Source organism: Mesorhizobium kamtschaticum, from assembly GCF_056174585.1.
Window position 1 is genome coordinate 1,476,892 of record NZ_CM149691.1, and the last position, 22,876, is coordinate 1,499,767.

Sequence of the window (22,876 nt, forward strand, 5' to 3'; positions counted from 1 at the left end):
CCCGATGTCAGCAATGTCAGGATCGGCTGTGAGAAAGCGCTCGGCTGACCGTCCGGAACTCTTGCAATCGGGCGATGCGGGTTTATGGTTAACAAATCATGAATACGCTGACGATCGACATCCGAAAAGCCGACCCGCGCGATGCTGGCGCGATTGCCGAAGTGCACCTGGAAGCCTGGCGCGGCGCCTATTCCGGCATCATTCCGCACCGCACGCTGACATCGATGATCAACCGTCGCGGCGCCGACTGGTGGGCGAATGCGATTCGCCGCGCCGCCACCGTGCTGGTCGTCGAAATCGGCGGCACGATCGCCGGCTATGCGACGATCGGCAAGAACCGCGCCCGGGAGCTCAAACAGCAAGGCGAGATCTACGAATTGTACCTGCGCCCGGAATATCAGGGCATCGGTCTCGGCCGGCGGCTGTTTTCGGCAGCCAGGGCGCGGCTCGCCGATCATGGCCTGAAGGGCATGGTGGTGTGGGCGCTGGAAGACAATCAGAATGCGCTGGCCTTCTATGCCGGCGCCGGCGGCCGCGATGTCGCCGAGGGTGTCGAGATCTTCGAGCAGAAAGCGCTGAAGAAGGTCGCCTTCGTCTGGGAATGACAGTCTGGGGATGATCGCGGAGGCCAAAGCCGATACGCCGCGTGTGTCCCAGTGAAATCACGACGCTGAAACATCTTGTGCCGATGATTGAACGCGTCGGATGGCATCGCGTCTCGCCTGACGTCCGCGAATACGATTCGCCGCATTGCGCCATTCTGCGCCGCCCGCTATCTCCTCCCCAACCGAGAGAGGGACAAACCATGCGCATTGAAGCCATAGCCATCGGAAAAATCCGCCTGAGGACATCAACGTCATCATCGAAGTGCCGATCGGCGGCGAGCCGATCAAGTATGAGATGGACAAGGAGGCCGGCACGCTGTTTGTCGACCGCTTCCTGCACACCTCGATGCGTTATCCCGGCAATTACGGCTTCGTGCCGCACACGCTGTCAGGTGACGGCGATCCGATCGACGTGCTGGTCTGCAACACGCGCGCGCTGGTGCCGGGCTGCGTCATCAATGTCAGGCCGATCGGCGTGCTGGTGATGGAAGACAATGCCGGCCAGGACGAGAAGGTCATCGCGGTGCCGTCGCCCAAGCTGACGCTGCGCTACGAAAACGTCACCGAATACACGCATTTGCCCGAAATCACGCGTCAGCAGGTGCAGCACTTCTTCGAGCACTACAAGGATCTCGAACCCGGCAAATGGGTCAAGATCGAAGGCTGGCACGATTCCAAATATGCCAAGAAGATGATCGTCGACGCGATCGCGCGGGCGAAGGCGGCCAAATAAGGCCGAGCCTCGCACGGCCTAGGTAGGTTTGGCGAAGCCTCTCAGCTTCGCCATACCAGGGCGGAGCAGCCGCGAAGCGGCGTCGCGGAGACCCTGGTATCCATGCCGTGACACCGGGTGAAGTGCGGGGCGGAACAGAATTCCGCACCGTTGCGGCGGTGTTGATGTCGCGGCATGGATCCTCGGGTCTGCGCCGCGTCGCTACGCTCCTTGCTTCGCCCGTGGATGACGAAGTGATGGGCGCTTCGGCCAATCGCTGAGGTGCTTAGTTATCGACCCGGCCGAAGGCCGGCACATTGCCGATGACGGTGTGCCGGTCCTTGCCGCAGGCGAAGGTTCGCGCCTTCTCGTCGGCGAGTTTTCGCGCCTGGTCGTTGGCTTGCGGGTTGCCGGTGGCCAGGACAAGGCCGACCGTGCAGCTTTCTCGCGCATCCATCTGGCCGACCTTGGCAACGAGCAGCACGTCCGTCGACTTGTTCTCGTCCTCGGCATTGCTGATCGTACGCCGGTGGATGACCGCGAAGGGCACGGCCTTGTCGCCATTGGTTTCGATGCGCCATTCGACCTTGGCGCCGGACGAATTGAAGCCTGAAAAACTCTCCCAGGCGGATGTCATGTCGCCGCCGGGCGGAAAACCGTAGAACAGCGACTCGCGAGCGTCATCATAGGCGATCAGCACGGGATAGCCGCGATAGCCGGAGCAGGCGAGATCGGCCCAGTCGCCGTCGCCCTCTCCGGCCTGCGCGTAGGTCACGCAGTCCTTCTTCGAGTCGAGGTCGGTGTAGGCGCTGGAAATGTCGCCGGCGTGAGCTGCCTGGCAAAGGCCGGCAACGGCAAGCGGGATCAAGAGAGCACGCATAGCTGACAATCCCTTTTGACCAAGTAGCTATCTGGATCTGAGCCTTGCAAAAAAGTACAGGGCACACAACGCAGAGAACCATGTGGAGGCAACGAACGTTTGGTAGTCCATCCAGCAGATGGCGAGTAGCGACGCGCTGACGGCAAGCAGGACTACGGGGACAAAAGCATCCAAGTATAAAAACACCAAAGCGAATGCCGATATCGATATGGTCAGGATGTCTGCCGTTTGGCTAAATCTTGGCTCCTTGCCGATGAAATGCACGATAACGGACGAGATGAGAATCAAGAAAAGCAACCTGCGTAGGACGGCTTCCTTGACGGTGTACTCGTTCAGGTCGAGGACCGTCGCAATGTCCCTCTTTTCCTGCTCGACTATCGACTCTAGGCCGCCCCGGCCGCCTTGTCTCACGTAGCGGATCAGGTCCTTTCTCCAATAGTGGATCAGGAACATCTTTTCGATATCGTCCAAAAATTTCCGAGCAAGGTTCAAGTCGCTATCGCCAATTCTCAACAGGTCACGAGCATGACGGTAATATTGCGACCGGTTGGAATGGGGTGCAAGAGGCCTATTTCTTCAAGCTCGCTTCGATCAGCAGGTCGGCGTTGCGGGCGACCGACTGCGCCGGTCCGCCGAGGCCGAACAACTGGCCGCTGATATAGGCGCCTTCGATGAGGAGCAGCAGGCCATCGCCCAGCGTATTGGCATCTTCTGCCCCCATCGCGGCGGCCATGGCGCGCAGCCGGCGGCGCAGTTCCTGCTTGTTGGCCTCGCTGACGACGCGGGCCGGATGGCTGTGTTCGGGATACTCGACCGCCGCATTGGTCATGCCGCAGCCGCGATAGTCCGTCACTTGCGTGCGCTTGCCGATGCGGGTCAGGAAAGCCTCGATCTGCGCGCGCGGGTCACCGGGATGGGCGTTCACTGCCTCGTCGAAACGCTCCCAATATTCAAGATCGTATTGCCGGAGATAGGAAGCGGCCAATTCGTCCTTGGAGGGAAAGCTGCGATAGAGGCTGGGCTTGGTGACGCCGGCGCGCTTGACGATCTCGTCGACGCCGATCGCCCTGATGCCCCGTCGATAAAACAGGTCATAGGCGACGTCGAGGATCTTCTTGGCGGCCTTGGGTGGCGCCGATGCATGACCTTCGCTGATGGTCAGTTCAATATTTTTGTCCGTTGGCATCATGTGACTCGATTGACGTGTTACCGATCGGTACGTATACATGCTCCCACCCTGCAACGTACCGGTCAGTAACATGATAGCTCAATCTCGTCCCTTTGGCCAGCGCTACGCTTTCGTCGTGGTCGGCGTCATCTTCCTCTGCCTGCTGGTCGCGGCCGGGCTTCGTTCCGCCCCCTCGGTCATGATGCTGCCGCTCGAGAACAGCTTCGGCTGGCGGCGCGACGTCATCTCGCTGGCCGCCGGCGTCGGCATCCTGCTCTATGGTCTGACCGGTCCGTTCGCCGCCGCGCTGATGGAAAGGATCGGGTTGCGCCGCACGCTGCTTGCCTCGCTGGTGATCATGTCGGGCTCGACGGCGCTCAGCCTGCTGATGACCAAGCCCTGGCATCTCTTCATCACCTGGGGCGTCTTCTCCGGCATCGGCTCCGGCGCCGTCGCCAGCGTGCTTGGCGCCACCATCGTCAATCGCTGGTTCAAGACCAATCGCGGTCTCGTCATGGGGCTGATGTCGGCCTCCAGCGCGTCGGGCATGCTGGTGTTCCTGCCGCTGATCGCCGCTTTGGCGCAATCGGGCGGCTGGCAGCCGGTTGCCATTGCGGTCGCGATCGCCACGGCGGCCATGATACCGTTCGTCTGGCTGCTGGTGCCGGAGCGGCCGGCCTCGATCGGCATGGTGCGCTATGGCGCCGAGGCCGATGACGTGCCGCCGACATCGCCGGCATCGCAAGGCAATTTCCTGGCGCATACGCTCAACACGCTGCGCCGCGCCGCCGGCACAAGGGTGTTCTGGTACCTGTTCGCCACCTTCTTCGTTTGCGGCTTCACCACCAACGGCCTGGTCGGCACGCATCTGATAGCCTTCTGCGGCGACATGGGCATCGGCGAGGTGCAGGCTGCCGGCCTGCTGTCGATGATGGGCATTTTCGACCTGATCGGCACGACGCTGTCGGGCTGGCTCACCGACCGTTTCGACCCGCGCAAGCTGCTCGGCGTCTACTATGCCATCCGCGGCCTGTCGCTGATCTACTTGCCCTATTCCGGCTTCTCGGCGACCAGCCTCATCATCTTCGCAGTGCTCTACGGCCTCGACTGGATCGCCACCGTGCCGCCGACGCTGCGGCTCGCCAATGAAGCCTTCGGCGACCGCAGCGGCCCGATCGTGTTCGGCTGGATCGTCGCTGGCCATCAGGTGGGGGCTGCAACCGCGGCAGCCTTCGGCGGCACCATGCGCGAGCTGCAAGGCAATTACGAGCTGGCCTTCCTGATCGCCGGCATGACGGCCATCGCTGCGGCTTGCATCTCACTGCTGATCAACACCAGCCGGCCGGCCTTCGATCAGGAACCGCAGCCTGCGTAGACCGCCGGCCTCCTTCTCCCGCAAGGGGAGAAGGAAAGGCGTTGGCTGTTATCAAAACTTCATGGTTTCGAGATGCCCCTGAAACATTGAGGCTGGACCTTGATGGCTGCGTTCAAAGCCATCCAGGAGACAGCCATGAACAAGCTCTCGTTGACCCGCCGCGCCTTTGTCAGCTCCGCGAGCGCTGCCGGTCTGCTCGGCGCCTCGGGTCTCGCGCTACCCTACTACTCCCGCGCCAGCCAGCGTCCTGCCTTCACCCATGGTGTCCAGTCTGGCGATGTCGACGCCACCAGCGGCATGGTGTGGACGCGCACGGACCGCCCGTCGCGTGTCATGTTAGAAGTGTCGTCGACAGAGAATTTCGCCAACGCAGCGCGTCTGGCGCCGCTCGATACGTCGCCGGCAAGCGACTACACGATGAAGCGGCTGCTCACCGACCTCGCCTCCGACCAGGATATTTTTTACCGGATGATTGCGGCCGATCTTGCTGACATCAACGTCGTTTCCGAGCCGATCGTCGGCCGCTTTCGCACGGCGCCGGCCTCAAAACGCGACGTCAAGTTCGCCTGGTCGGGCGATACCGCCGGCCAGGGCTGGGGCATCGATGAAACCGGCATGAAGACCTACGCCACCATCGGCAAGCACACACCCGATTTCTTCCTGCATTCGGGCGACACCATCTATGCCGATGGAGCCATGAAGGACGAGGTCGACCTGCCCGGCGGCGGCAAATGGAAGAACGTCGTGTTGATCGACGGCAAGCGTAAGGTCGCCGAAACGCTGGACGAATACCGCGACCAGTGGAAATACAACATGATGGACAAGAACGTGCTGGGCCTCAGCGCCATATGCCCGACCTTCTATCAGTGGGACGACCATGAAGTGCTCAACAACTGGTCGGATTCGAAGGATCTGAGCGCCGACAACCGTTATACGGAAAAATCCATCCACGTGTTGGCGGCCCGCGCGGCGCGCGCCTTCCACGAGATGACGACAATCCGCTACGAGCCGTCCGAACCCGGCCGCGTCTATCGCAAGATCCCCTACGGGCCGCTGCTCGACGTGTTCTTCCTCGACATGCGCTCCTATCGCGGGCCGAACGGCCCGGATCTGGAGGAAACGCTGACGCCGAAGTCGCGCATGATCGGCGAACAGCAGACCAAGTGGCTGAAGCGGGAACTGGCGAACTCCAAGGCGACCTGGAAGATCATCGCCGCCGACATGCCGCTCAGCCTCGTCGTCTGGGACGATGCTGCGAAGAAGGTCGGCTTCGAGGCTGTCAGCAACAACGACAATGGCGCGCCGAAGGGCCGCGAACTCGAATTCGCCGATGTGCTGCGCTACATCAAGAACGCCGGCATCACCAACACGGTGTGGCTGACCGCCGATGTGCATTACACGGCGGCTCATTACTACAACCCCGACAAGGCGCAGTTCCAGGATTTCAATCCGTTCTGGGAGTTCGTCTCCGGCCCGATCCATGCCGGCACCTTCGGTCCCAACGATCTCGACATGACTTTTGGGCCTGAGCTGAAATTCATCAAGGCGCCGACCGCCGAGCAGGGCCAGAACCTGCCGCCGTCCGCCGGGCTGCAGTTCTTCGGCCTTGTCGATATCAGCGGCGCAACCGAGCAGATGACGGTGAGGCTGATGGATCGCGACGACAACGAACTCTACAAGGTCACGCTTGACCCCGTCCGGTCCGCGTAAGCGCGCATCTTGGTCGGAGTAGCGACTATTGCGCGCTCAAGGGGAGCGCGCCTGTCGTTAGTCCGGGTAGCAGACCATCGGAATGTTTGGCCACACGGCGCTGTCGCAGTTGGCGCTGGCTTGTCTCTGCTTGAAGGCGGTGCTGACCGGTCCCGTCACCATCGGGTCAACGCCATCAGGCGCATCGGCAAAGGTCTGCTCGGCCGTCTGGGTGTCGGACTGTGTAACAGCGCGCGCGCCCTTCTGCGTCGCGGCAGCCGACTGCGCGGCATTGGCCGCCAGCAGCAAGGCAAAGGCCACCGAAGCGATGAGTGGCCAAAATCGGTTGAGTTTATCGGTCATGATGGTCGAACTGCCCGGGCCCTGAAAGGTTCCCGCCTTGGTTAACAAAATCATCTCACACGCAGATGCTTAAGATTTGATGAGTATTTGGTGTCGCGCGTCCTCTTTCGCAACTGCGAAAAACCCTGTATGAGCCGCGCAACCGAAAGAGGCAGCGCCTTTGGCCTGCTGCCTGCAACGCTTCCGAGACCAGAACATGAAAATCCGTAATATCGCGATCATCGCGCACGTCGACCATGGAAAAACCACCCTCGTCGACCAATTGCTGCGGCAATCCGGCTCCTTCCGCGACAACCAGCGCGTCGCCGAACGCGCCATGGATTCCAACGACCTCGAAAAAGAACGCGGCATCACCATCCTGGCCAAGGCGACCTCGGTCGACTGGAAGGACACGCGCATCAACATCGTCGACACGCCCGGCCACGCCGATTTCGGCGGCGAGGTCGAGCGTATCCTGTCGATGGTGGATTCGGCCATCGTGCTGGTCGACGCCGCCGAAGGGCCGATGCCACAGACCAAGTTCGTCGTCGGCAAGGCGCTCAAGGTCGGCCTGAAGCCGATCGTCGTCATCAACAAGATCGACCGTCCGGACGCCCGCCATGTCGAGGTGGTCAATGAGGTGTTCGACCTGTTCGCAGCGCTCGACGCCACCGACGACCAGCTTGATTTCCCAATTCTCTACGGTTCGGGCCGCGATGGCTGGGTCTCCGAGAACCCCGAGGGCCCGAAGGATCAGGGCCTGGCGCCGCTGTTCGATCTCGTCATCAAGCATGTGCCGGAGCCGACCGTTCATCCCGGCCCGTTCCGCATGATCGGCACCATCCTGGAAGCCAACCCGTTCCTCGGCCGCATCATCACCGGCCGCATCGAGAGCGGCACGCTGAAGTCGAACCAGGCGGTCAAGGTGCTGCACCATGACGGTACCCAGATCGAAACCGGCCGCATCTCGAAGATCCTGGCTTTCCGTGGCCTCGAGCGCCAGCCGATCGAGGAAGCCCAGGCGGGCGACATCGTCGCCATTGCCGGCCTGTCCAAGGGCACCGTCGCCGACACGTTCTGCGACCTGGCGGTGACCGAGGCGCTGCATGCGCAGCCGATCGATCCGCCGACCGTCACCATGTCCTTCCTCGTCAACGACAGCCCGCTCGCCGGCACCGAGGGCGACAAGGTGACCAGCCGCGTCATCCGCGACCGCCTGTTGCGCGAAGCCGAAGGCAATGTCGCGCTGAAGATCGAGGAATCGCCCGACAAGGATTCGTTCTTCGTCTCCGGCCGCGGCGAATTGCAGCTGGCCGTGCTGATCGAGACGATGCGCCGCGAAGGGTTTGAAATCGCCGTGTCGCGTCCGCGCGTCGTCATGCAGAAGGGCGAGAACGGCGAATTGCTGGAGCCGGTCGAGGAAGTCGTCATCGACGTCGACGAAGAGCATGCCGGCATCGTCGTGCAGAAGATGTCGGAGCGTAAGGCCGAGATGGTCGAACTGCGCCCCTCCGGCGGCAACCGCCAGCGCATCGTCTTCCACGCGCCGACACGCGGCCTGATCGGCTACCAGTCGGAACTGTTGACCGACACGCGCGGCACCGCCGTGATGAACCGGCTGTTCCATGCCTATGAGCCCTACAAGGGCGAATTGCCGGGCCGCACCAATGGCGTGCTGATTTCCAACGAACAGGGCGAGGCTGTGGCCTACGCCATGTGGAACCTGGAAGACCGCGGCCCGATGGTCATCGATCCGGGCGTCAAGGTCTATCAGGGCATGATCATCGGCATCCACTCCCGTGACAATGACCTTGAGGTCAATGTCCTGAAGGGGAAAAAACTGACCAACATCCGCGCCGCCGGCAAGGACGAGGCGGTCAAGCTCACCCCGCCGATCCGCATGACGCTGGAGCGCGCGCTGGCCTGGATCCAGGACGACGAGCTGGTCGAGGTGACGCCGAAGACCATCCGTCTGCGCAAGCTCTATCTCGACCCGAACGAGCGCAAGCGTTTCGAGAAGTCGGCCAAGGTTGTCGGCGCGGCGTAATTTTCTGACTTCTGATTGTGTGAGAGAGGGGCGGAGCACCTGATGCTTCGCCCCTCTCTCGTTCACGCGCCGGCCGCGCGGATGATGGCTTGGTGATCCGGCTCGCCGGCCAGGTCGATGCGGATCGTTGTTTTCGCGCGGGCCGGTTTGCGCAGGGCTTTGGCTCCGTCCGGATCGACGATCAGCAGGCGCCGCTCCTCCAGCGCCTGAAGCTGCGACCGCGAAATGCCGAGTTCATTGGCAAGCAGACGGTCGAGCCGGAGCGACGTCGGGATTTCCAGTCCAAGCTGGAGTTCCAGAGCCGCCGCGCTTTCCCCGACACCGCCGAGCAACCGCTTGTGCACGGCGACATCGGCAAACTCCTCGACACGCCCCACCTGGTTGCGCAAGGCGACGATGTCGAAGGCATGGCGCCGCGCCAGCCCTGGATCATTGCTTTCGAGCGCCTGCAGCAGCGCCGGCTCGACGTCGCGTCTGTTGCAGCGTTCGAAAATGCCGAAATTCCAGGAATTGTCGCAATCGACGCAGCGATAGATGAGCCAGACGTCGATGCGCTTGCCGTTGGCGTTGACGCGGAATTTGCCGCTGCAGCGATAGGCCTTCACGCCGCCGCAGCGATTGCAGTTGATCAGCGGTTGAGGTGCGATTGCAGGCGTGATCGCCCAGTGGATACGCAGAGTAGAAGACATGCCGGTAAGCCCTTCCCGTCGGGAAGTTCATCAGGTCGGCACTATCGAGATGCCCATGCGGGCGCGGCGTGGCGGGTGGCTGCGGAGATTTTGAAGTCAGGTGTCGCTGGCGGAAAGCGCGCGACAGCGGTTCAGCAGTGCCAAACCGGTCTCGAACCGCCGCCCAGAAGAACACGTGAACATAAAACAGGCACCACGAACGCGGCGCCATGCAAGGGTGTCCGGGGAGTTGACGAGACCGGCGGTTACTGAGGCAAAATGAAGCTCGAAATTGTTTCGCGGTGGGTCTTCTAGCCGTAGCCAATGGGGGCTGCAAGGGTGCCAGTGGCTTCAGACGAATGATGGCTTCCAACTGGTCTGGAGACGACCAATTGTCGAGGCGACGGGGGGGCGACCGGCGACGACGCCGGCGATCGGTGCCAGCGCGAATTATCGTCGGCTCCAGCCACTTGCGATCACCCTTCTGATGACGCTGGTGCCCAAGGGGGGTATGCTTTCTATGTCTTCGATGGTTCGCAAGACCGAATAGTGATCGATCTTTTCGGAGTAGCGTCCTGATTTCATTCCAGATCCGTAGAATACAGTGAATATATGATTCTCCGTATGGTAGTCGTCTTCATCGAAAGTCACTATCAAAAGGCTGTTGTTTTTCTTCGACCAGGCGGCGTAGCCTCCAAGGTGCGTTTTCAACCAGGTGTCAGCTGTCTCTATTGTGCCGTCATGCATGTCATTTTCGAGATTGGGGATCACGAAACTGACGGATGGTAGCTTCGCGTAGTCGCGAGGGAGGCGGGCAAGAGACTTCTCAAATCCCTTCGCGTCGGCAAACGATTCCCAAGGATTATGTTTTCGCGGCGATCCGGCTTCGACGTAGCCCGTAAATGTCTTGCCGTGAGCCCGAAGACGAGCGGCCAAGTTCGGCGCTGCAAAGCTGTGCATGCCGTCATCATGGACGCCTTGTGTCAAGCCGCTGAACAGCGCGAAGTAATTGGGTTGGCTGGGGTGAGCAACCCCGTAGGATCGATCGAACAGCGCGCCGCCCTTTGCCAACTTATTCAAATAGGGAGCCGCTCGTCCCGCCAGAGAAATCTGCTCAAAGGTGTGGTTCTCCATGATCACGACAACGACGTGATCATATTTCGGCGGCTTCCTCGACGATGCTACGGCCTGAGGCGCTCCGCTCAGCGCCATGCTGGCTACCAGGACAGCCAGCATGAAGAACCGTCGGACGACCGTGCGCCAACTTTGCACAACCACGAAAACTCCTCCTCCCGCCTGCTCGGCAAGATCGACCTGACTGCAAGTCAGGCATGGCAGTCAAGGGCATGGCCGAACGTGGAGCCGGCCTGGGATCTGCTGCCACCGACGTTGCAAGCGGTGATATCGATCGGATATCGTCCACCCTTCAACCGCTTGGAAGGCAGTGCCATGCACCTCACCCCGCTCCTGATCTTCGCCGCCGCTCTGTTCGTCGCCGCCGGTTCGCCCGGCCCGTCGATCGCGGCACTGGTCGCGCGCGTCATCTCGAAGGGTTTTCGTGACGTGTTCCCCTTCCTGCTCGCCATGTGGATCGGCGAGGGCATCTGGCTGTCGCTGGCGGTGTTCGGACTGGCTGTCGTGGCGCAGACTTTTCACTTCGCCTTTGTCGTCGTGAAATGGGTGGGTGTCGCCTATCTCGCCTGGCTTGCTTTCAAGATGTGGAACGCGCCGGTCGAGGCAAACGCAGGCGAGATGCCGCGCGAGGATTCGGCGATAAAACTGTTCTTTGCCGGCATGGCGGTCACGCTCGGCAACCCCAAGATCATGATGTTCTATCTGGCGCTGTTGCCGACGATCATCGATCTTGCGTCGGTCAGCATCGTCGGCTGGGTCGAACTGACGGCGACCATGGCCGTGGTGCTGATCGCCATCGATCTCGCCTGGGTGCTCGCCGCCTCGCAGGCGCGCAAGCTGTTGAAGAGCAAGCGCGCCATGAAGATCGCCAACCGCGTCAGCGCCACGACGATGGCCGGCGCTGCCGCGGCGATCGCGGCACGATCCTGAGGCGAAGCGTCAGCCCATCATATTGATGATCGGCGCGATCTCGACGTTGCAGTTTGGCATGGCCAGCATCGGGCAGCCTTTGGCCTTCTCGGCGGCGTCGTTGATATCCTTGGCCTCGATGATGGAGTAGCCGCCGGTCGGGTTGCTGCCGCCATTGTTCTCTATCTTGCCACCGGGCAGGACGGTCTTCGACATGCCGACCGGATTGCCCGGGTCGACAACAGCCGAGCCCAGTTTTCCGAACCAGCCTGTCCAGGCGTCGGTCATCGCCTTTTGCTCGGCATCGCTCGTCGGCATCTCGCCGGAGCCGTGATAGACGTAGAGAAACTTCGCCATGTTCTCCTCCCTTGATGAGCGGCATCGAACCGGCATGCGGTCATGCCGCGCGCCGATCATCGGACCAAACCGACAAACAAGCAACGAGAATGCGCGATTGCTAATATATGGTGCGTCGAGCGGTAGCTGCGATCCGCTACCTTGCCATGGCGTGGTACTCGTCGTTCGGACGCATGTCGATTGCCGCGGCCACCCGGTTCGACATGTTGAAGAACGCTGCTGTCGAGGCGATGTCCCAGATGTCGCGGTCGGTGAAGCCGGCCTTTCGCAGCGCGACCCGGTCGGCTTCAACGATCTTCGCCGGCGCTTCGGTCAGCTTGACGGCGAATTCGAGCATTGCGGCTTGCTTCGGTGACAGATCGGCGGCGCGGAAATTCATCACCATCATCTCGCCCAGCGCCGGGTCGCCGGACAGCTGGCGCACCGCGGCGCCATGCGCGGTCAGGCAGTAATAACAGTGGTTGATGGAGGAGACGGCGACCGCGATCATCTCGCGTTCCAGCTTCGACAGGCCGGACTCACCCAGCATCAGATCATTGTACATGTCGGTGAAGGCGCGCAGCTTCTTGTCGTCGAAGGCGTAGGCCCTGAGCACGTTGGGAACCAGGCCGAGCTTCTCCTCGCAATTGGCGAAATAGGCTTTTGTTGCGTCACTTAGCTCTCCTGAGGCCAGATCGAGCGCGGTGATTTTGCCGGTCATGGGGCATTTCTCCTCTTTGGGCGGTGGCCTGCCGCCGAATTCCGATAATTCTTGGCAAGCCGTCAAACCTTTGTCGCCAAACAGCGGTCATCTGCTACGATAGTCGTAAAAGCATTCGACGGGAGGGAATAGCGTCATGGCCAGCGTGAAATCCGCAGCTAAGCCGAAGAAAAAAGCCACATCAGCGACAAAGACGGATGAAAGGCCAGCCAGGCTCGCCGACTACCTGCTTGCTCGGGCACCGGCCGAAGACATCGCCACCTATGAAGTGGCCGACCTCGAACGCGCCGCCGAACTCGCCGGCCAGGCCGTCGCCGGACACAAGAAGGGCGAGTGCGTCGTCGCCGTCGAGACCGATTCGGGCGTTGTTCGCGAGGGCCGGCCGGTCACGGTCATCACCGTCGTCAACGACAACATGCCGTTCCTGTTCGATTCCATCCTCGGCGAGATCACCGAGACATCAGGCGAACCGACCCTGGTCACCCACCCGGTCATCACCGTTCGTCATGGCAAAAGCGGTGTCGACGAAATCCTTGGCGACGGCAATTTCGCCAAGGAAGACGGCAATCATGACCGGCTGAGCGTCATCCACGTCCATATCCCGCGGCTGACGGCGGAGGCGGCGAACGGCTTGACCGAGCGGCTGCGCAAGATGCTCGGGCAGGTCCATGCCGCTGTCAACGACTGGCGGCCGATGCTGGCCCGGCTCGACCAGGCGATTTCGGAGTTCCGCTATTCGGCGGTGCCGCTCGACAAAAAAAGCGTCGCCGAGGCGATCGCCTTCCTGGAATGGCTGCGCGACGACAATTTCACCTTCCTCGGCATGCGCGAGTTCAAATACACCGGCGGCGAGGAAAGCGGCAATCTGGAGCGCGCCGACAAGCCCGGCCTTGGCATCCTCAGCGATCCCGACGTGCTGGTGCTGCGGCGCGGCACCGAAGCGGTGACGACTACGCCCGAAATCCGCGCCTTTCTGCATGGGCCGGAGCCGCTGATCGTTACCAAGGCCAATGCCAAGTCTTCCGTGCACCGCCGCATCTATCTCGATTACATCGGCGTCAAGACCTACACCGCCAAGGGCGTGCTATCCGGCGAATTGCGCATCGTCGGCCTGTTCACCTCGACCGCCTACACGCGCTCGGTGATGAAGATCCCGTATCTGCGGTCAAAGGCCGAAACCATCATCGCCAAGTCCGGCTTCGACCGGCACGACCATTCCGGCAAGGCGCTGATCAACGTGCTGGAGAGCTATCCGCGCGACGAATTGTTCCAGGTGCCGGTGCCGATCCTGCGCAAGCACGCCGCGGCCATTCTCGGCCTGATCGAGCGGCCGCGCGTTCGGGCGCTGGTGCGCGCCGACCAGTTCGACCGCTTCGTCTCGATCCTCGTCTTCGTGCCGCGTGACCGCTACGACAGCGTCGTGCGCGAGAAGATCGGCGCCTATCTGAAAACCGTGTTCGAGGGCCGGCTGTCGGCCTATTACCCGGCCTTCCCGGAAGGCGGGCTGGCGCGCGTGCATTTCATCATCGGCCGCTCCGGCGGCAAGACGCCGAAGGTCGAGCAGGCGACGATCGAGGCGGCGATCCGCGATATCGTGCGGACCTGGGAAGACGCCCTTTCCGACGCGGCGGACGCCGGTGGCGGCGATCAGGCGCTAAAGGCAATTGCCGCAAGGCTGCCGGAAAGCTACCGCGACTCGTTCAGCGCCGCGGTGGCGCTGACTGACGCCGGGCGCATCGCCAAGATCAGCGCCGGCAATCCGATCGCCATCGACTATTATCGCCATGCCGAGCAGAAGCCGCATCAGGCGGCGCTGAAGATCTATCACCATGGCAGCCCGGTTGCGCTGTCGCGGCGTGTGCCGGTGCTGGAAAACATCGGCTTCCGCGTCATCAGCGAGCGCACCTTCGAGGTCGGCGACGAGCAGTCCGGCTTGGTCTTCATCCACGACATGGAACTGGAGAACAGCTACGGCAAACCGATCGACCTTAGCGATGGCGGCGCGCTGTTCGAGGACGCGTTCCTGTCGGTGTGGCGCGGCGACGTCGACAATGACGGCTATAACGGCTTGGCCCAGACCGCCGGCCTGTGGTCCGGCGAAATCACCATCCTGCGCGCCTATGGCCGCTACCTGCAGCAGGTCGGCATTCCGCAAAGCCAGGATTTCATCGCTGCGGCGCTCAACCGCTATCCCGAGATCGCGCGCGGCCTGCATGCGCTGTTCATCGCCCGGCTTGGCCCGACGGCCGAGGGCGAAGGCGTGGTGGCGGCAAAGCATCTCAAGGCCAAGATCAAGGATGCGCTGGAAGATGTGCCCAACATCGATGACGACACCATCATCCGCCGCTACCTCAATTTGATCGAGGCCTCGTTGCGCACCAATCATTTCGTTGCCGATACGAAAGAGAAAGGCCAGTCGCTGGCGATCAAGCTCGAATCGCAGGCGGTCGAGGGACTGCCGGCGCCCCGGCCGTGGCGCGAGATTTTCGTCTACGGTTCCGAGGTCGAGGGCCTGCATCTACGCTTCGGCCCAGTGGCGCGTGGCGGCCTGCGCTGGTCGGACCGCGCCCAGGACTACCGCACCGAGGTGCTCGGCCTGGTCAAGGCGCAGCAGGTCAAGAACGCGGTCATCGTGCCGGTGGGCGCCAAGGGCGGCTTCTTCCCCAAGCGCCTGCCGGCGGGCGGCAGCCGCGATGCGATCTTCGAGGCCGGCACCTCGGCCTACAAGAACTTTGTCTCCAGCCTGCTGTCGATCACTGACAATATCGGCCTGGACGGCGTCATTCCGCCGGCCGGCGTCATCAGGCGCGACCAGGACGATCCCTATTTCGTCGTTGCCGCAGACAAGGGCACGGCGACCTTCTCCGATACCGCCAACGCCATCTCGGAGAAGCATGGCTTCTGGCTCGACGACGCCTTCGCCAGCGGCGGCTCCGCCGGCTATGACCACAAGAAGATGGGCATCACCGCCAAGGGCGCCTGGGAAGCGGTCAAGCGGCATTTCCGCGAGATCAACCGTGACATCCAGACCTCGCCCTTCACCGTCGTCGGTGTCGGCGACATGTCGGGTGACGTGTTCGGCAACGGCATGCTGTTGTCGCCGCAGACAAGGCTGATCGCCGCCTTCGACCATCGCGACATCTTCATCGATCCCGATCCTGACATGGCGGCCTCGATGGCCGAGCGCGAGCGCATGTTCGCGCTCGCCCGTTCGAGCTGGCAGGACTATGACAAGAGCAAGCTGTCGGAAGGCGGCGTCATCGTCTCACGCAGCCAGAAGTCGATCACCTTGCCGGCCGCGGCAGCGGCAGCGATCGGCCTGGCCAAGACGACCGCCACGCCGGTCGAGATCATGACCGCCATCCTCAAGGCGCCGGTCGACCTGTTGTGGTTCGGCGGCATCGGCACGTATTTGCGGGCATCGACCGAAACCAACGCCGAGGTCGGCGACCGCGCCAATGATGCCATCCGCATCACAGCGCTCGACGTGCGCGCCAAGGTGATCGGCGAGGGCGCCAATCTCGGCGTGACGCAGCGGGCGCGCATCGAGTTCGGCATGAATGGCGGGCGTTGCAACTCCGACGCCATCGACAATTCGGGCGGCGTCAATTGCTCCGACGTCGAGGTCAACATCAAGATCGCTTTGGCCTCGGCCATGCGCAAGGGATCGCTGACGCGTCCGGCCCGCAACAAGCTGCTGGCCGAGATGACCGACGAGGTCGGCGGGCTGGTGCTGTCCAACAACTATCAGCAGACGCTGGCGCTTTCGATCGCCCGCAAGCGCGGTCTTGCCGACATCGCGCATCAGAGCCGTTTCATGACGGCGCTGGAAGCGCGCGGCCTGCTCGACCGTGTGGTCGAGACGCTGCCGTCACCGGCCGCCCTCGCCGAGCGCGAGGTGCGCGGCGAGCCGCTGACCAGGGCCGAGCTAGGCGTGCTGCTTGCCTATGCCAAGATCGTGCTGTTTTCCGACATCGTCGCCAGCGACGTGCCGGATGATGCGCATTTCGACCGCGACCTGATGGGCTATTTCCCCGACCGGATGGCAAAGAAATACGCCGCCGAAATCCACGGCCACCGGTTGCGCCGCGAGATCATTGCCCGCGTCATCGCCAATGATTTGGTCAACCGCGGCGGCCCGTCCTTCGTCAACCGGCTGCAGGAAGCCACTGGCCGCACCGCCGCCGATGTGGTGCGCACCTTCGCCGTGGTGCGCGACGGCTTTGCGCTGCCGGCGCTCTACCGCGAGATCGACGCGCTCGACAATCAGATCGACGGCCAGGTGCAGCTCGACCTCTACCAGATGGTGAGCCGGCTGATCTATGTGACCAGCGGCTGGTATCTGAAGAACGACGCCGGCACGGCCCCGCTCGGGCAGCGCATTGCTGAACTACAGGACGCTCGCAAGGCGCTCGAGCCGAAGCTCGCTTCGCTGCTGCCGGCCTTCTCGCGCGAGCGGATCGAGGAGAAGCGGCATGGACTGTTCAAGGCCGGCGCGCCGGAAAAACTCGCCGAACAGCTGGCGCTGAGCGAGGTGGCGGAATTGATCCCCGACATCGCGCTGACCGCGCGGATGGCAAATGCCGACATCGTCGCCGCGGCAAGAGCGTTCTTTGCGGTGAGCGATGCCTTCCGCATCCCGCGTGTCGAGGACGCGGCGCGTTCGATCACGCCGTCGGACTACTATGACCAGCTTGCCCTGTCGCGCGCCACCGACACGATTGGTGCTGCACGGCGTGGCATCGCGGTGGCGGCACTCACCGGCCATGCCAAGACGGCGGACCCGGTCGCGGCCTGGCTGGAAGCCGGTGGCGAGCGGGTGGCGCGCATCCGCGAGCGGCTGCAAGCGCTGACCGAAGGCGGCGACATCACCGTGTCGCGGCTGTCGGTGGCCTCCGGGCTGATGAGCGATCTGACGGGGATGTGAGGCTCGAAAGCTTGGGTTCCTCGCCCCCGCCAGAGCGGGGGAGAGGTGGCCGCGAAGCGGTCGGAGAGGGGGCTTCGTAGGGTGAAGACCTTTCTTGAGATAGGACGGCGCATTCCCCCTCTCCGTCTCGGCTTCGCCGAGCCACCCCTCCCCCACTCCCGTGGGGGCGAGGAACCCAAGAGCAATGAACGGCGGCGCGACGCTTGTTCGTTTGCATGACCATCGGAAAACATGCAGACATGGCGCGAACCGCCAGCGACATGAGGCGAGTGGAGGGGATATGGCCGAGGTAGCAGTGCAGCGTGCATCCGGGCGCGGCATCTGGGGATGGATGTTCTTTGACTGGGCGGCGCAGCCGTTCTTCACGGTCGTCACCACCTTCATCTTCGGTCCCTATTTCGTTTCTCGCATGGCGAGCGATCCCAACACCGGCCAGGCCGTCTGGGGTTACGGCATTGCCGCAGCCGGGCTGGTCATCGCGATACTGTCGCCGATCCTTGGCTCGATCGCCGACCAGACCGGGCCACGCAAGCCGTGGATTGCCTTCTTCGCCGCGATCAAGATCAGCAGTCTCATCCTGCTGTGGTTCGCGGCGCCCGGCTCGAACCTGTTCCTGGTGGTGGCGCTGTTCTCGCTGGCCTCGGTGGCGGCGGAATTCTCCACCGTGTTCAACGACTCCATGATGCCGCGGCTGGTGCCGAAGAGCGAGATCGGGCGCATCTCCAACACGGCCTGGGGCCTCGGCTATCTCGGCGGCATGATCGCGCTGATCTTCGTCGTCACCTGTCTCGCCGGCTCGCCGGAGACCGGCAAGACGATCATCGGCATCGACCCGCTGTTCGGGCTCGACCCGAAGCTCGGCGAGGATGCGCGGGCCACGGGGCCGCTGTCGGCCGGCTGGTACTTCCTGTTCATCCTGCCGATGTTCTTTTTCACCCCCGATGCCATCAAGGGCATTCCGATCGGGCCGGCGGTGCGCGAGGGCCTGTCGGAATTGAGATCGACACTGGCCGAGGTGCGCAAGCGCGGCGGCATCTTCCGCTTCCTGGTCGCCCGCATGATCTACCAGGACGGCGTCAACGCGCTGCTGGCGCTCGGCGGCACATTCGCGGCGGGCATGTTCCACTGGTCAATCACCGAGATCGGCATGTTCGGCATCATTCTCAATGTCGTCGCCATCTTCGGCTGCTGGATCGCCGCCAAGCTCGACACCGCGCTCGGCTCCAAGGCGGTGGTGATGATTTCGCTGGTCATGCTGTCCGTCGCCACCGTCGGCGTCGTCTCGACCGGCCCGGGCTTCACGCTGCTCGGCCTGATCCAGCTCTCGACCACCGATTCGGGCGGCCTGTTCGGCACGGCGTCCGAGAAGGCCTACATCATGTACGGCCTGCTGATTGGGCTGGCCTTCGGCCCGGTACAGGCGTCGTCGCGCTCCTACATGGCGCGCAGCGTCACGGCGGCGGAATCCGGGCGTTACTTTGGTATCTATGCACTGGCCGGCCGGGCGACCAGCTTCCTGGCGCCGTTCCTGGTGGCGACCATCACCGCGCTCAGCGATTCTGCGCGGCTGGGCATGGCGGTGATCATCCTGTTCCTGGCGATCGGCATGGCGATTTTGGTTCGCACGCCCTATCCGGCGGATCAGCCGGCGGAGTGAGAGACGTTCGATAATTCTACTCCGCTGGCCGCCTGACGCGGGTTTCTGCGCTTCCGGTGCTCACGGACTTGAATGTCCGCTCCGCTCCGGTTCTCGAAACCCACGCCATCCGACTCAGCGGAGCGAATTCTCAGAACGCCTCTCCGCCGGCGCTAATGTCTAAAATGTCTCACGCCCGTAAACACCATCGCAATGCCATGCTCATCGGCCGCCGCAATGACGTCCTTGTCGTTCATCGAGCCGCCGGGCTGGATGACGGCGGTGGCGCCGGCTGCGACTGCGGCAAGCAGGCCGTCGGCGAAGGGGAAGAAGGCATCGGAGGCGACCACCGAGCCCCTGGTGAGCGGTTCAGCCATGCCGGCCGCTTCCGCCGCGTCGAGCGCCTTGCGGGCGGCGATGCGCGAGGAATCGACCCGGCTCATCTGGCCGGCGCCGATGCCGACGGTGGCGCCGTCCTTGACGTAGACGATGGCGTTCGACTTGACGTGCTTGGCGACGCGGAAGGCGAATTTGAGATCGGCCATTTCGGCCGGCGTCGGCGCCCGCTTGGTCACCACTTTCAGTTCGAGGTCGTCGACCACGGCGTTGTCTCGGCCCTGGACGAGCATGCCACCGGACACGGATTTGACCGTCGTGCCGGGCGAGCGCGGATCGGGCAAGCCACCGGTAACCAGCAGACGCAGGTTCTTCTTCGCCGCGATGATTGCCGCCGCCTCGTCGGTCGCATCGGGCGCGATGATGACCTCGGTGAAGGTTTTCACGATCTCCTGCGCCGCCTCGGCGTCGAGGGTGCGATTCAGAGCGACGATGCCGCCGAAGGCCGAGACCGGATCGCAGGCCAGCGCCTTGGCGTAGGCAACCTTGAGCGAGGTGTCTTCGGCGACGCCGCACGGGTTGGCATGCTTGATGATGGCGACGGCGGCGGAGCGGGCAGGATCGAACTCGCCGGCCAGTTCGAAGGCGGCGTCGGTGTCGTTGATGTTGTTGTAGGAGAGCTGCTTGCCCTGCAACTGCCGCGCTGTGGCAACGCCCGGCCGCTTGTCGCCATTGACGTAGAAGCCGGCGCTCTGGTGCGGGTTCTCGCCGTAGCGCATCACCTCGGTCAGCCTGCCGCCGAAGGCGCGCCAGGTCGGATGCTCGATCTCCAGCGTCTCGGCGAACCAGCCGGAAATCGCCGCGTCGTAGCTGGCTGTGCGGGCAAAGGCCTTGGCCGCCAGCTTCTTGCGAAAGTCCAGCGACAGCGAGCCGATGTTCATCTCCAGCGCGTTCAATACCGAGGCGTAGTCGCCGGGGTCGGTGACGATGGCGACATAGGCGTGGTTCTTGGCCGAGGCGCGGATCATTGCCGGGCCGCCAATGTCGATGTTCTCGACGATCGCGGCATAGTCGGCGCCGGAGCGACGGACTTCCTCGAACGGATAGAGATTGGAGACGAGGAGATCGATGGGTTCGATGCGATGTTTACGCATTGCCGCCGCATGCTCGGGGTCGTCGCGCACGCCAAGCAGCGCGCCATGCACCGAAGGATGCAGCGTCTTGACGCGGCCATCCATGATCTCGGGAAAGCCGGTGAGCTCGGAGACGTCGCGTACCGCCAGCCCCGCCTCGGCGATCGCCTTGGCGGTGCCGCCGGTCGAGACCAGCTCGACACCGGCCGCGGCCAATGCCCTGGCGAAGTCGATGAGGCCGGTCTTGTCGAAAACGGAGAGCAAGGCACGGCGGACGGGAACTAGATTCGGAGCGGGAATGTTCTTGGCGGCGACGGCCATGGGCTGGCGGCCTTTCACGGCTGGTGTGGTGGATGCCCGCGCCGTAGCACATGACATCAGGAAATCAAACCGGCCTAGGCCGCCTCAGTTGTTTTCGGGATAACCGGCGATGCTGGTGCGCGTCAGCTGCCAGTGGACTTCGGACACGTCGGAGGCCTTGAAGGCAAGCACGATCTGGCGGCTGCGGCGAGGGCCACCAAGACCGGCGAAATAGATCGATTCCTCGACCTCGGGCACCACTTCGCCAGAGGTGAACACCCAGCTGTCGGCCTGATCGGCGGTCAGCACCAGGCGGTCGTGCTCGTCCTGCAAAAGGGTGATGTCGGGGTGGACGTGAAAGCGCACGGTGATGAAGTCGCGGCCATTGTTGCGGATCGCTGCATTGCCGGGGCGCTGGAATCGGTCCCTGCCGGCCAGCACATTGCCGTCCGACGACAGTTTCAGTTCGCGCTCATGCAGGAAGCCGAAACGCGGGACATAGCCGTCATGGCGGGCAATGAAACCCTGGACGCCCTTCTGGTCGATGCGCTTGCACTGCACATGCTGCGGGCCGCCGATCAGCGGCGAGCCAAGCAGGTCGTTGACCCGTATCGAATGGCTGAAGCGTGCCGAAGAAGTATCGTTGATGGTGGCGGTCGAGTGCGCGGCGGTGGCGCGGGCGAGCGGCCGGAACTCGGCGGCGCCATAGGTGTCGATGCCGGCATTGACGATGTAGTGCTGGCGGCCGGAGGACAGTTCGAAGGCAAGGCAGCCGGCGTGCGCGGCGTTGGAAACGTCGACCGGCGGCGGCAGGCCGGTGTCGGCGATGACGGTGACGCCGCCCATCGACAGCCGCTCATAACCCGAATGCGGCGCGTGCAGCAGCGGTGCGCCGGCGGTGTCGTCATGGCGCAGTATTGTGGCGATGCGGTCATGGATGGTGGCGCCCATGCCATTGAAGCGGGCGAGGCTGCCATCCTGGTGGCGGAAGAAGCGCAGCGCCGGCAGCATACGGTCGATGGCGCCGATCAGCGCCTGCGGCGGGGTCTCCGCCTGGTTGGCATAGGTCTGGCGCAGCGGCAAAAGGTCAGCGAGGATTTCCAGCACCGCCATCGGATTGCGTGAGATGTGACCGCCATCGGCGAGGATCTGGCGGTTAAGCTCCTCGGCCAGGTTGCGGGTGGCGCCGCGCAGCGCCGAAGCCGGTGCCGGCAAGGAGAGCGCGGCGAAGGCCAGCGCGATGCGGGCGCGCAGCCGGTCCTTGCCGTCGGGCATTTCGCGCGCCATCGACCTGAGATAGCGGATCTGGACGGCGAGCGATTTCAGGAAGGCGCGATAGAAGGGGAATTCGGCACCTTGCAGCACCACGGAGGAATGCTGCAGCCAGGCGATGATGCGCTTGGCCGTCGTTCCGGGTTCCCAGGCGATACCGGCAATGTTGTTGCCATGCATGGCGATCCAGTCGGACACCAGCGCACGCGCATTGGCGGCGGCAAGCTCGGTGCCGGCGGCGCGCATGTGGCGCAGCCAGCGAAAACCATGCAGCGTCTTCTGCCAGCCATGATTGGGCACGTTGATCTGGAAAGGCGACTTGCCGCCGGTTTCGACCAGATGCCCCGACAAGGGATAACGGCCGTAATAGATCTCAAGCGCGATCTGCGGGTCGGCGAGGCGCAGGTCCGGTGGCGCGATCAGGACACGTTCGGGCGTACGGCCGGAATAGCGCCAGCGATAGACCGGCCCGGCACGCAGGCGCCGGCGCGTCTTGCGCCAGAACTCCTTCGCGACAAGCGTCCAAAGACGCGTCGTGTTGCTGGCAACGAGTGCCAAAAGCCCTCCTGGTCGTCCTGTACCCCGGCGCCGAGTTTACATGATTGAACGACTCGTGCGAAGGCGAATTCCTGGGAAGGGGGCCGGTGCCCCATACCCTCCCTAAAAAAGTCAGTAAATTCGGTCGG

The 22,876-nt window shown here is 63.2% G+C and carries 17 protein-coding genes and 1 pseudogene; 8 read left to right on the forward strand and 10 right to left on the reverse strand.

Going from position 1 to position 22,876, the window contains the following annotated elements:
• Positions 1 to 98: 98 nt before the first annotated feature.
• Complete coding sequence (locus tag AC0V7N_RS07200) at positions 99 to 605, forward strand: GNAT family N-acetyltransferase (protein ID WP_010912199.1); 507 nt, start codon at positions 99 to 101, stop codon at positions 603 to 605.
• Positions 606 to 805: 200 nt separating this feature from the next.
• Positions 806 to 1,338 (forward strand): annotated as a pseudogene (gene ppa / locus AC0V7N_RS07205) (inorganic diphosphatase).
• Positions 1,339 to 1,603: 265 nt separating this feature from the next.
• Here the strand turns inward: ppa and AC0V7N_RS07210 are convergent.
• From AC0V7N_RS07210 to AC0V7N_RS07220, 3 genes are all read right to left on the reverse strand, one after another.
• Positions 1,604 to 2,197 (reverse strand): hypothetical protein, encoded by a 594-nt coding sequence (locus AC0V7N_RS07210; RefSeq protein ID WP_475456020.1) that lies wholly within the window; start codon positions 2,195 to 2,197, stop codon positions 1,604 to 1,606.
• Positions 2,198 to 2,224: 27 nt separating this feature from the next.
• Positions 2,225 to 2,668, reverse strand: a complete 444-nt coding sequence (locus AC0V7N_RS07215) for a hypothetical protein (RefSeq protein ID WP_475456022.1) — start codon at positions 2,666 to 2,668, stop codon at positions 2,225 to 2,227.
• Between the two features lie 97 nt (positions 2,669 to 2,765).
• Positions 2,766 to 3,383: a TetR/AcrR family transcriptional regulator gene (locus AC0V7N_RS07220; protein ID WP_475456024.1), complete on the reverse strand. Its 618-nt coding sequence runs from the start codon at positions 3,381 to 3,383 to the stop codon at positions 2,766 to 2,768.
• Between the two features lie 73 nt (positions 3,384 to 3,456).
• Between AC0V7N_RS07220 and AC0V7N_RS07225 the strand changes: the two genes are divergently transcribed.
• Complete coding sequence (locus AC0V7N_RS07225) at positions 3,457 to 4,740, forward strand: MFS transporter (protein ID WP_475456026.1); 1,284 nt, start codon at positions 3,457 to 3,459, stop codon at positions 4,738 to 4,740.
• Positions 4,741 to 4,875: 135 nt separating this feature from the next.
• Entirely contained in the window at positions 4,876 to 6,450 is a 1,575-nt protein-coding gene (locus AC0V7N_RS07230; RefSeq protein ID WP_475456028.1) for an alkaline phosphatase D family protein, read from the forward strand.
• 57 nt (positions 6,451 to 6,507) lie between these two features.
• On the opposite strand, the gene AC0V7N_RS07235 is transcribed toward AC0V7N_RS07230, so the two are convergent.
• A complete protein-coding gene (locus tag AC0V7N_RS07235; protein WP_475456030.1) occupies positions 6,508 to 6,792 on the reverse strand; it encodes a hypothetical protein in 285 nt (94 codons plus the stop codon).
• A 196-nt stretch (positions 6,793 to 6,988) separates the two neighbouring features.
• Here AC0V7N_RS07235 and typA point away from each other — a divergent pair, with 196 nt between their 5' ends.
• A complete protein-coding gene (gene typA, locus AC0V7N_RS07240; protein WP_258588694.1) occupies positions 6,989 to 8,818 on the forward strand; it encodes a translational GTPase TypA in 1,830 nt (609 codons plus the stop codon).
• 62 nt (positions 8,819 to 8,880) lie between these two features.
• Here typA and AC0V7N_RS07245 read toward each other — a convergent pair whose 3' ends face one another.
• Together AC0V7N_RS07245 and AC0V7N_RS07250 are read right to left on the reverse strand one after the other, a co-directional pair.
• On the reverse strand, positions 8,881 to 9,507 hold the full coding sequence (locus AC0V7N_RS07245; RefSeq protein ID WP_475456033.1) for a DUF1062 domain-containing protein: 627 nt from the start codon (positions 9,505 to 9,507) through the stop codon (positions 8,881 to 8,883).
• 429 nt (positions 9,508 to 9,936) lie between these two features.
• Positions 9,937 to 10,764, reverse strand: coding sequence for an alkaline phosphatase family protein (locus tag AC0V7N_RS07250; RefSeq protein ID WP_475456035.1), 828 nt, complete (start codon positions 10,762 to 10,764; stop codon positions 9,937 to 9,939).
• Between the two features lie 171 nt (positions 10,765 to 10,935).
• Here AC0V7N_RS07250 and AC0V7N_RS07255 point away from each other — a divergent pair, with 171 nt between their 5' ends.
• The gene (locus AC0V7N_RS07255; RefSeq protein ID WP_475456037.1) at positions 10,936 to 11,550 is read left to right on the forward strand and encodes a LysE family translocator; all 615 of its coding nucleotides are present in this window, start codon (positions 10,936 to 10,938) and stop codon (positions 11,548 to 11,550) included.
• Positions 11,551 to 11,559: 9 nt separating this feature from the next.
• On the opposite strand, the gene AC0V7N_RS07260 is transcribed toward AC0V7N_RS07255, so the two are convergent.
• Positions 11,560 to 11,886 (reverse strand): YciI family protein, encoded by a 327-nt coding sequence (locus tag AC0V7N_RS07260; RefSeq protein ID WP_475456039.1) that lies wholly within the window; start codon positions 11,884 to 11,886, stop codon positions 11,560 to 11,562.
• A 136-nt stretch (positions 11,887 to 12,022) separates the two neighbouring features.
• Positions 12,023 to 12,586, reverse strand: a complete 564-nt coding sequence (locus tag AC0V7N_RS07265; protein WP_475456041.1) for a peroxidase-related enzyme — start codon at positions 12,584 to 12,586, stop codon at positions 12,023 to 12,025.
• A gap of 136 nt (positions 12,587 to 12,722) precedes the next feature.
• Here AC0V7N_RS07265 and AC0V7N_RS07270 point away from each other — a divergent pair, with 136 nt between their 5' ends.
• A complete protein-coding gene (locus AC0V7N_RS07270) occupies positions 12,723 to 17,513 on the forward strand; it encodes an NAD-glutamate dehydrogenase domain-containing protein (protein WP_496627769.1) in 4,791 nt (1,596 codons plus the stop codon).
• Between the two features lie 280 nt (positions 17,514 to 17,793).
• Positions 17,794 to 19,170 (forward strand): MFS transporter, encoded by a 1,377-nt coding sequence (locus AC0V7N_RS07275; RefSeq protein WP_496627770.1) that lies wholly within the window; start codon positions 17,794 to 17,796, stop codon positions 19,168 to 19,170.
• 152 nt (positions 19,171 to 19,322) lie between these two features.
• Here AC0V7N_RS07275 and purH read toward each other — a convergent pair whose 3' ends face one another.
• Together purH and AC0V7N_RS07285 are read right to left on the reverse strand one after the other, a co-directional pair.
• Complete coding sequence (gene purH, locus AC0V7N_RS07280; protein ID WP_475456043.1) at positions 19,323 to 20,939, reverse strand: bifunctional phosphoribosylaminoimidazolecarboxamide formyltransferase/IMP cyclohydrolase; 1,617 nt, start codon at positions 20,937 to 20,939, stop codon at positions 19,323 to 19,325.
• Between the two features lie 84 nt (positions 20,940 to 21,023).
• Positions 21,024 to 22,748, reverse strand: coding sequence for a heparinase II/III family protein (locus tag AC0V7N_RS07285; RefSeq protein ID WP_475456045.1), 1,725 nt, complete (start codon positions 22,746 to 22,748; stop codon positions 21,024 to 21,026).
• Positions 22,749 to 22,876 lie beyond the last annotated feature (128 nt).

Excerpts from the sequence above, each read along its gene's own strand:
- AC0V7N_RS07200 (WP_010912199.1), top strand. The coding sequence starts at position 99 with ATGAATACGCTGACGATCGACATCCGAAAAGCCGACCCGCGCGATGCT.
- AC0V7N_RS07210 (WP_475456020.1), bottom strand. The coding sequence starts at position 2,197 with ATGCGTGCTCTCTTGATCCCGCTTGCCGTTGCCGGCCTTTGCCAGGCA.
- AC0V7N_RS07220 (WP_475456024.1), bottom strand. The coding sequence starts at position 3,383 with ATGCCAACGGACAAAAATATTGAACTGACCATCAGCGAAGGTCATGCA.
- AC0V7N_RS07225 (WP_475456026.1), top strand. The coding sequence starts at position 3,457 with ATGATAGCTCAATCTCGTCCCTTTGGCCAGCGCTACGCTTTCGTCGTG.
- AC0V7N_RS07230 (WP_475456028.1), top strand. The coding sequence starts at position 4,876 with ATGAACAAGCTCTCGTTGACCCGCCGCGCCTTTGTCAGCTCCGCGAGC.
- AC0V7N_RS07235 (WP_475456030.1), bottom strand. The coding sequence starts at position 6,792 with ATGACCGATAAACTCAACCGATTTTGGCCACTCATCGCTTCGGTGGCC.
- typA (WP_258588694.1), top strand. The coding sequence starts at position 6,989 with ATGAAAATCCGTAATATCGCGATCATCGCGCACGTCGACCATGGAAAA.
- AC0V7N_RS07245 (WP_475456033.1), bottom strand. The coding sequence starts at position 9,507 with ATGTCTTCTACTCTGCGTATCCACTGGGCGATCACGCCTGCAATCGCA.
- AC0V7N_RS07255 (WP_475456037.1), top strand. The coding sequence starts at position 10,936 with ATGCACCTCACCCCGCTCCTGATCTTCGCCGCCGCTCTGTTCGTCGCC.
- AC0V7N_RS07260 (WP_475456039.1), bottom strand. The coding sequence starts at position 11,886 with ATGGCGAAGTTTCTCTACGTCTATCACGGCTCCGGCGAGATGCCGACG.
- AC0V7N_RS07265 (WP_475456041.1), bottom strand. The coding sequence starts at position 12,586 with ATGACCGGCAAAATCACCGCGCTCGATCTGGCCTCAGGAGAGCTAAGT.
- AC0V7N_RS07270 (WP_496627769.1), top strand. The coding sequence starts at position 12,723 with ATGGCCAGCGTGAAATCCGCAGCTAAGCCGAAGAAAAAAGCCACATCA.
- AC0V7N_RS07275 (WP_496627770.1), top strand. The coding sequence starts at position 17,794 with ATGGCCGAGGTAGCAGTGCAGCGTGCATCCGGGCGCGGCATCTGGGGA.
- purH (WP_475456043.1), bottom strand. The coding sequence starts at position 20,939 with ATGGCCGTCGCCGCCAAGAACATTCCCGCTCCGAATCTAGTTCCCGTC.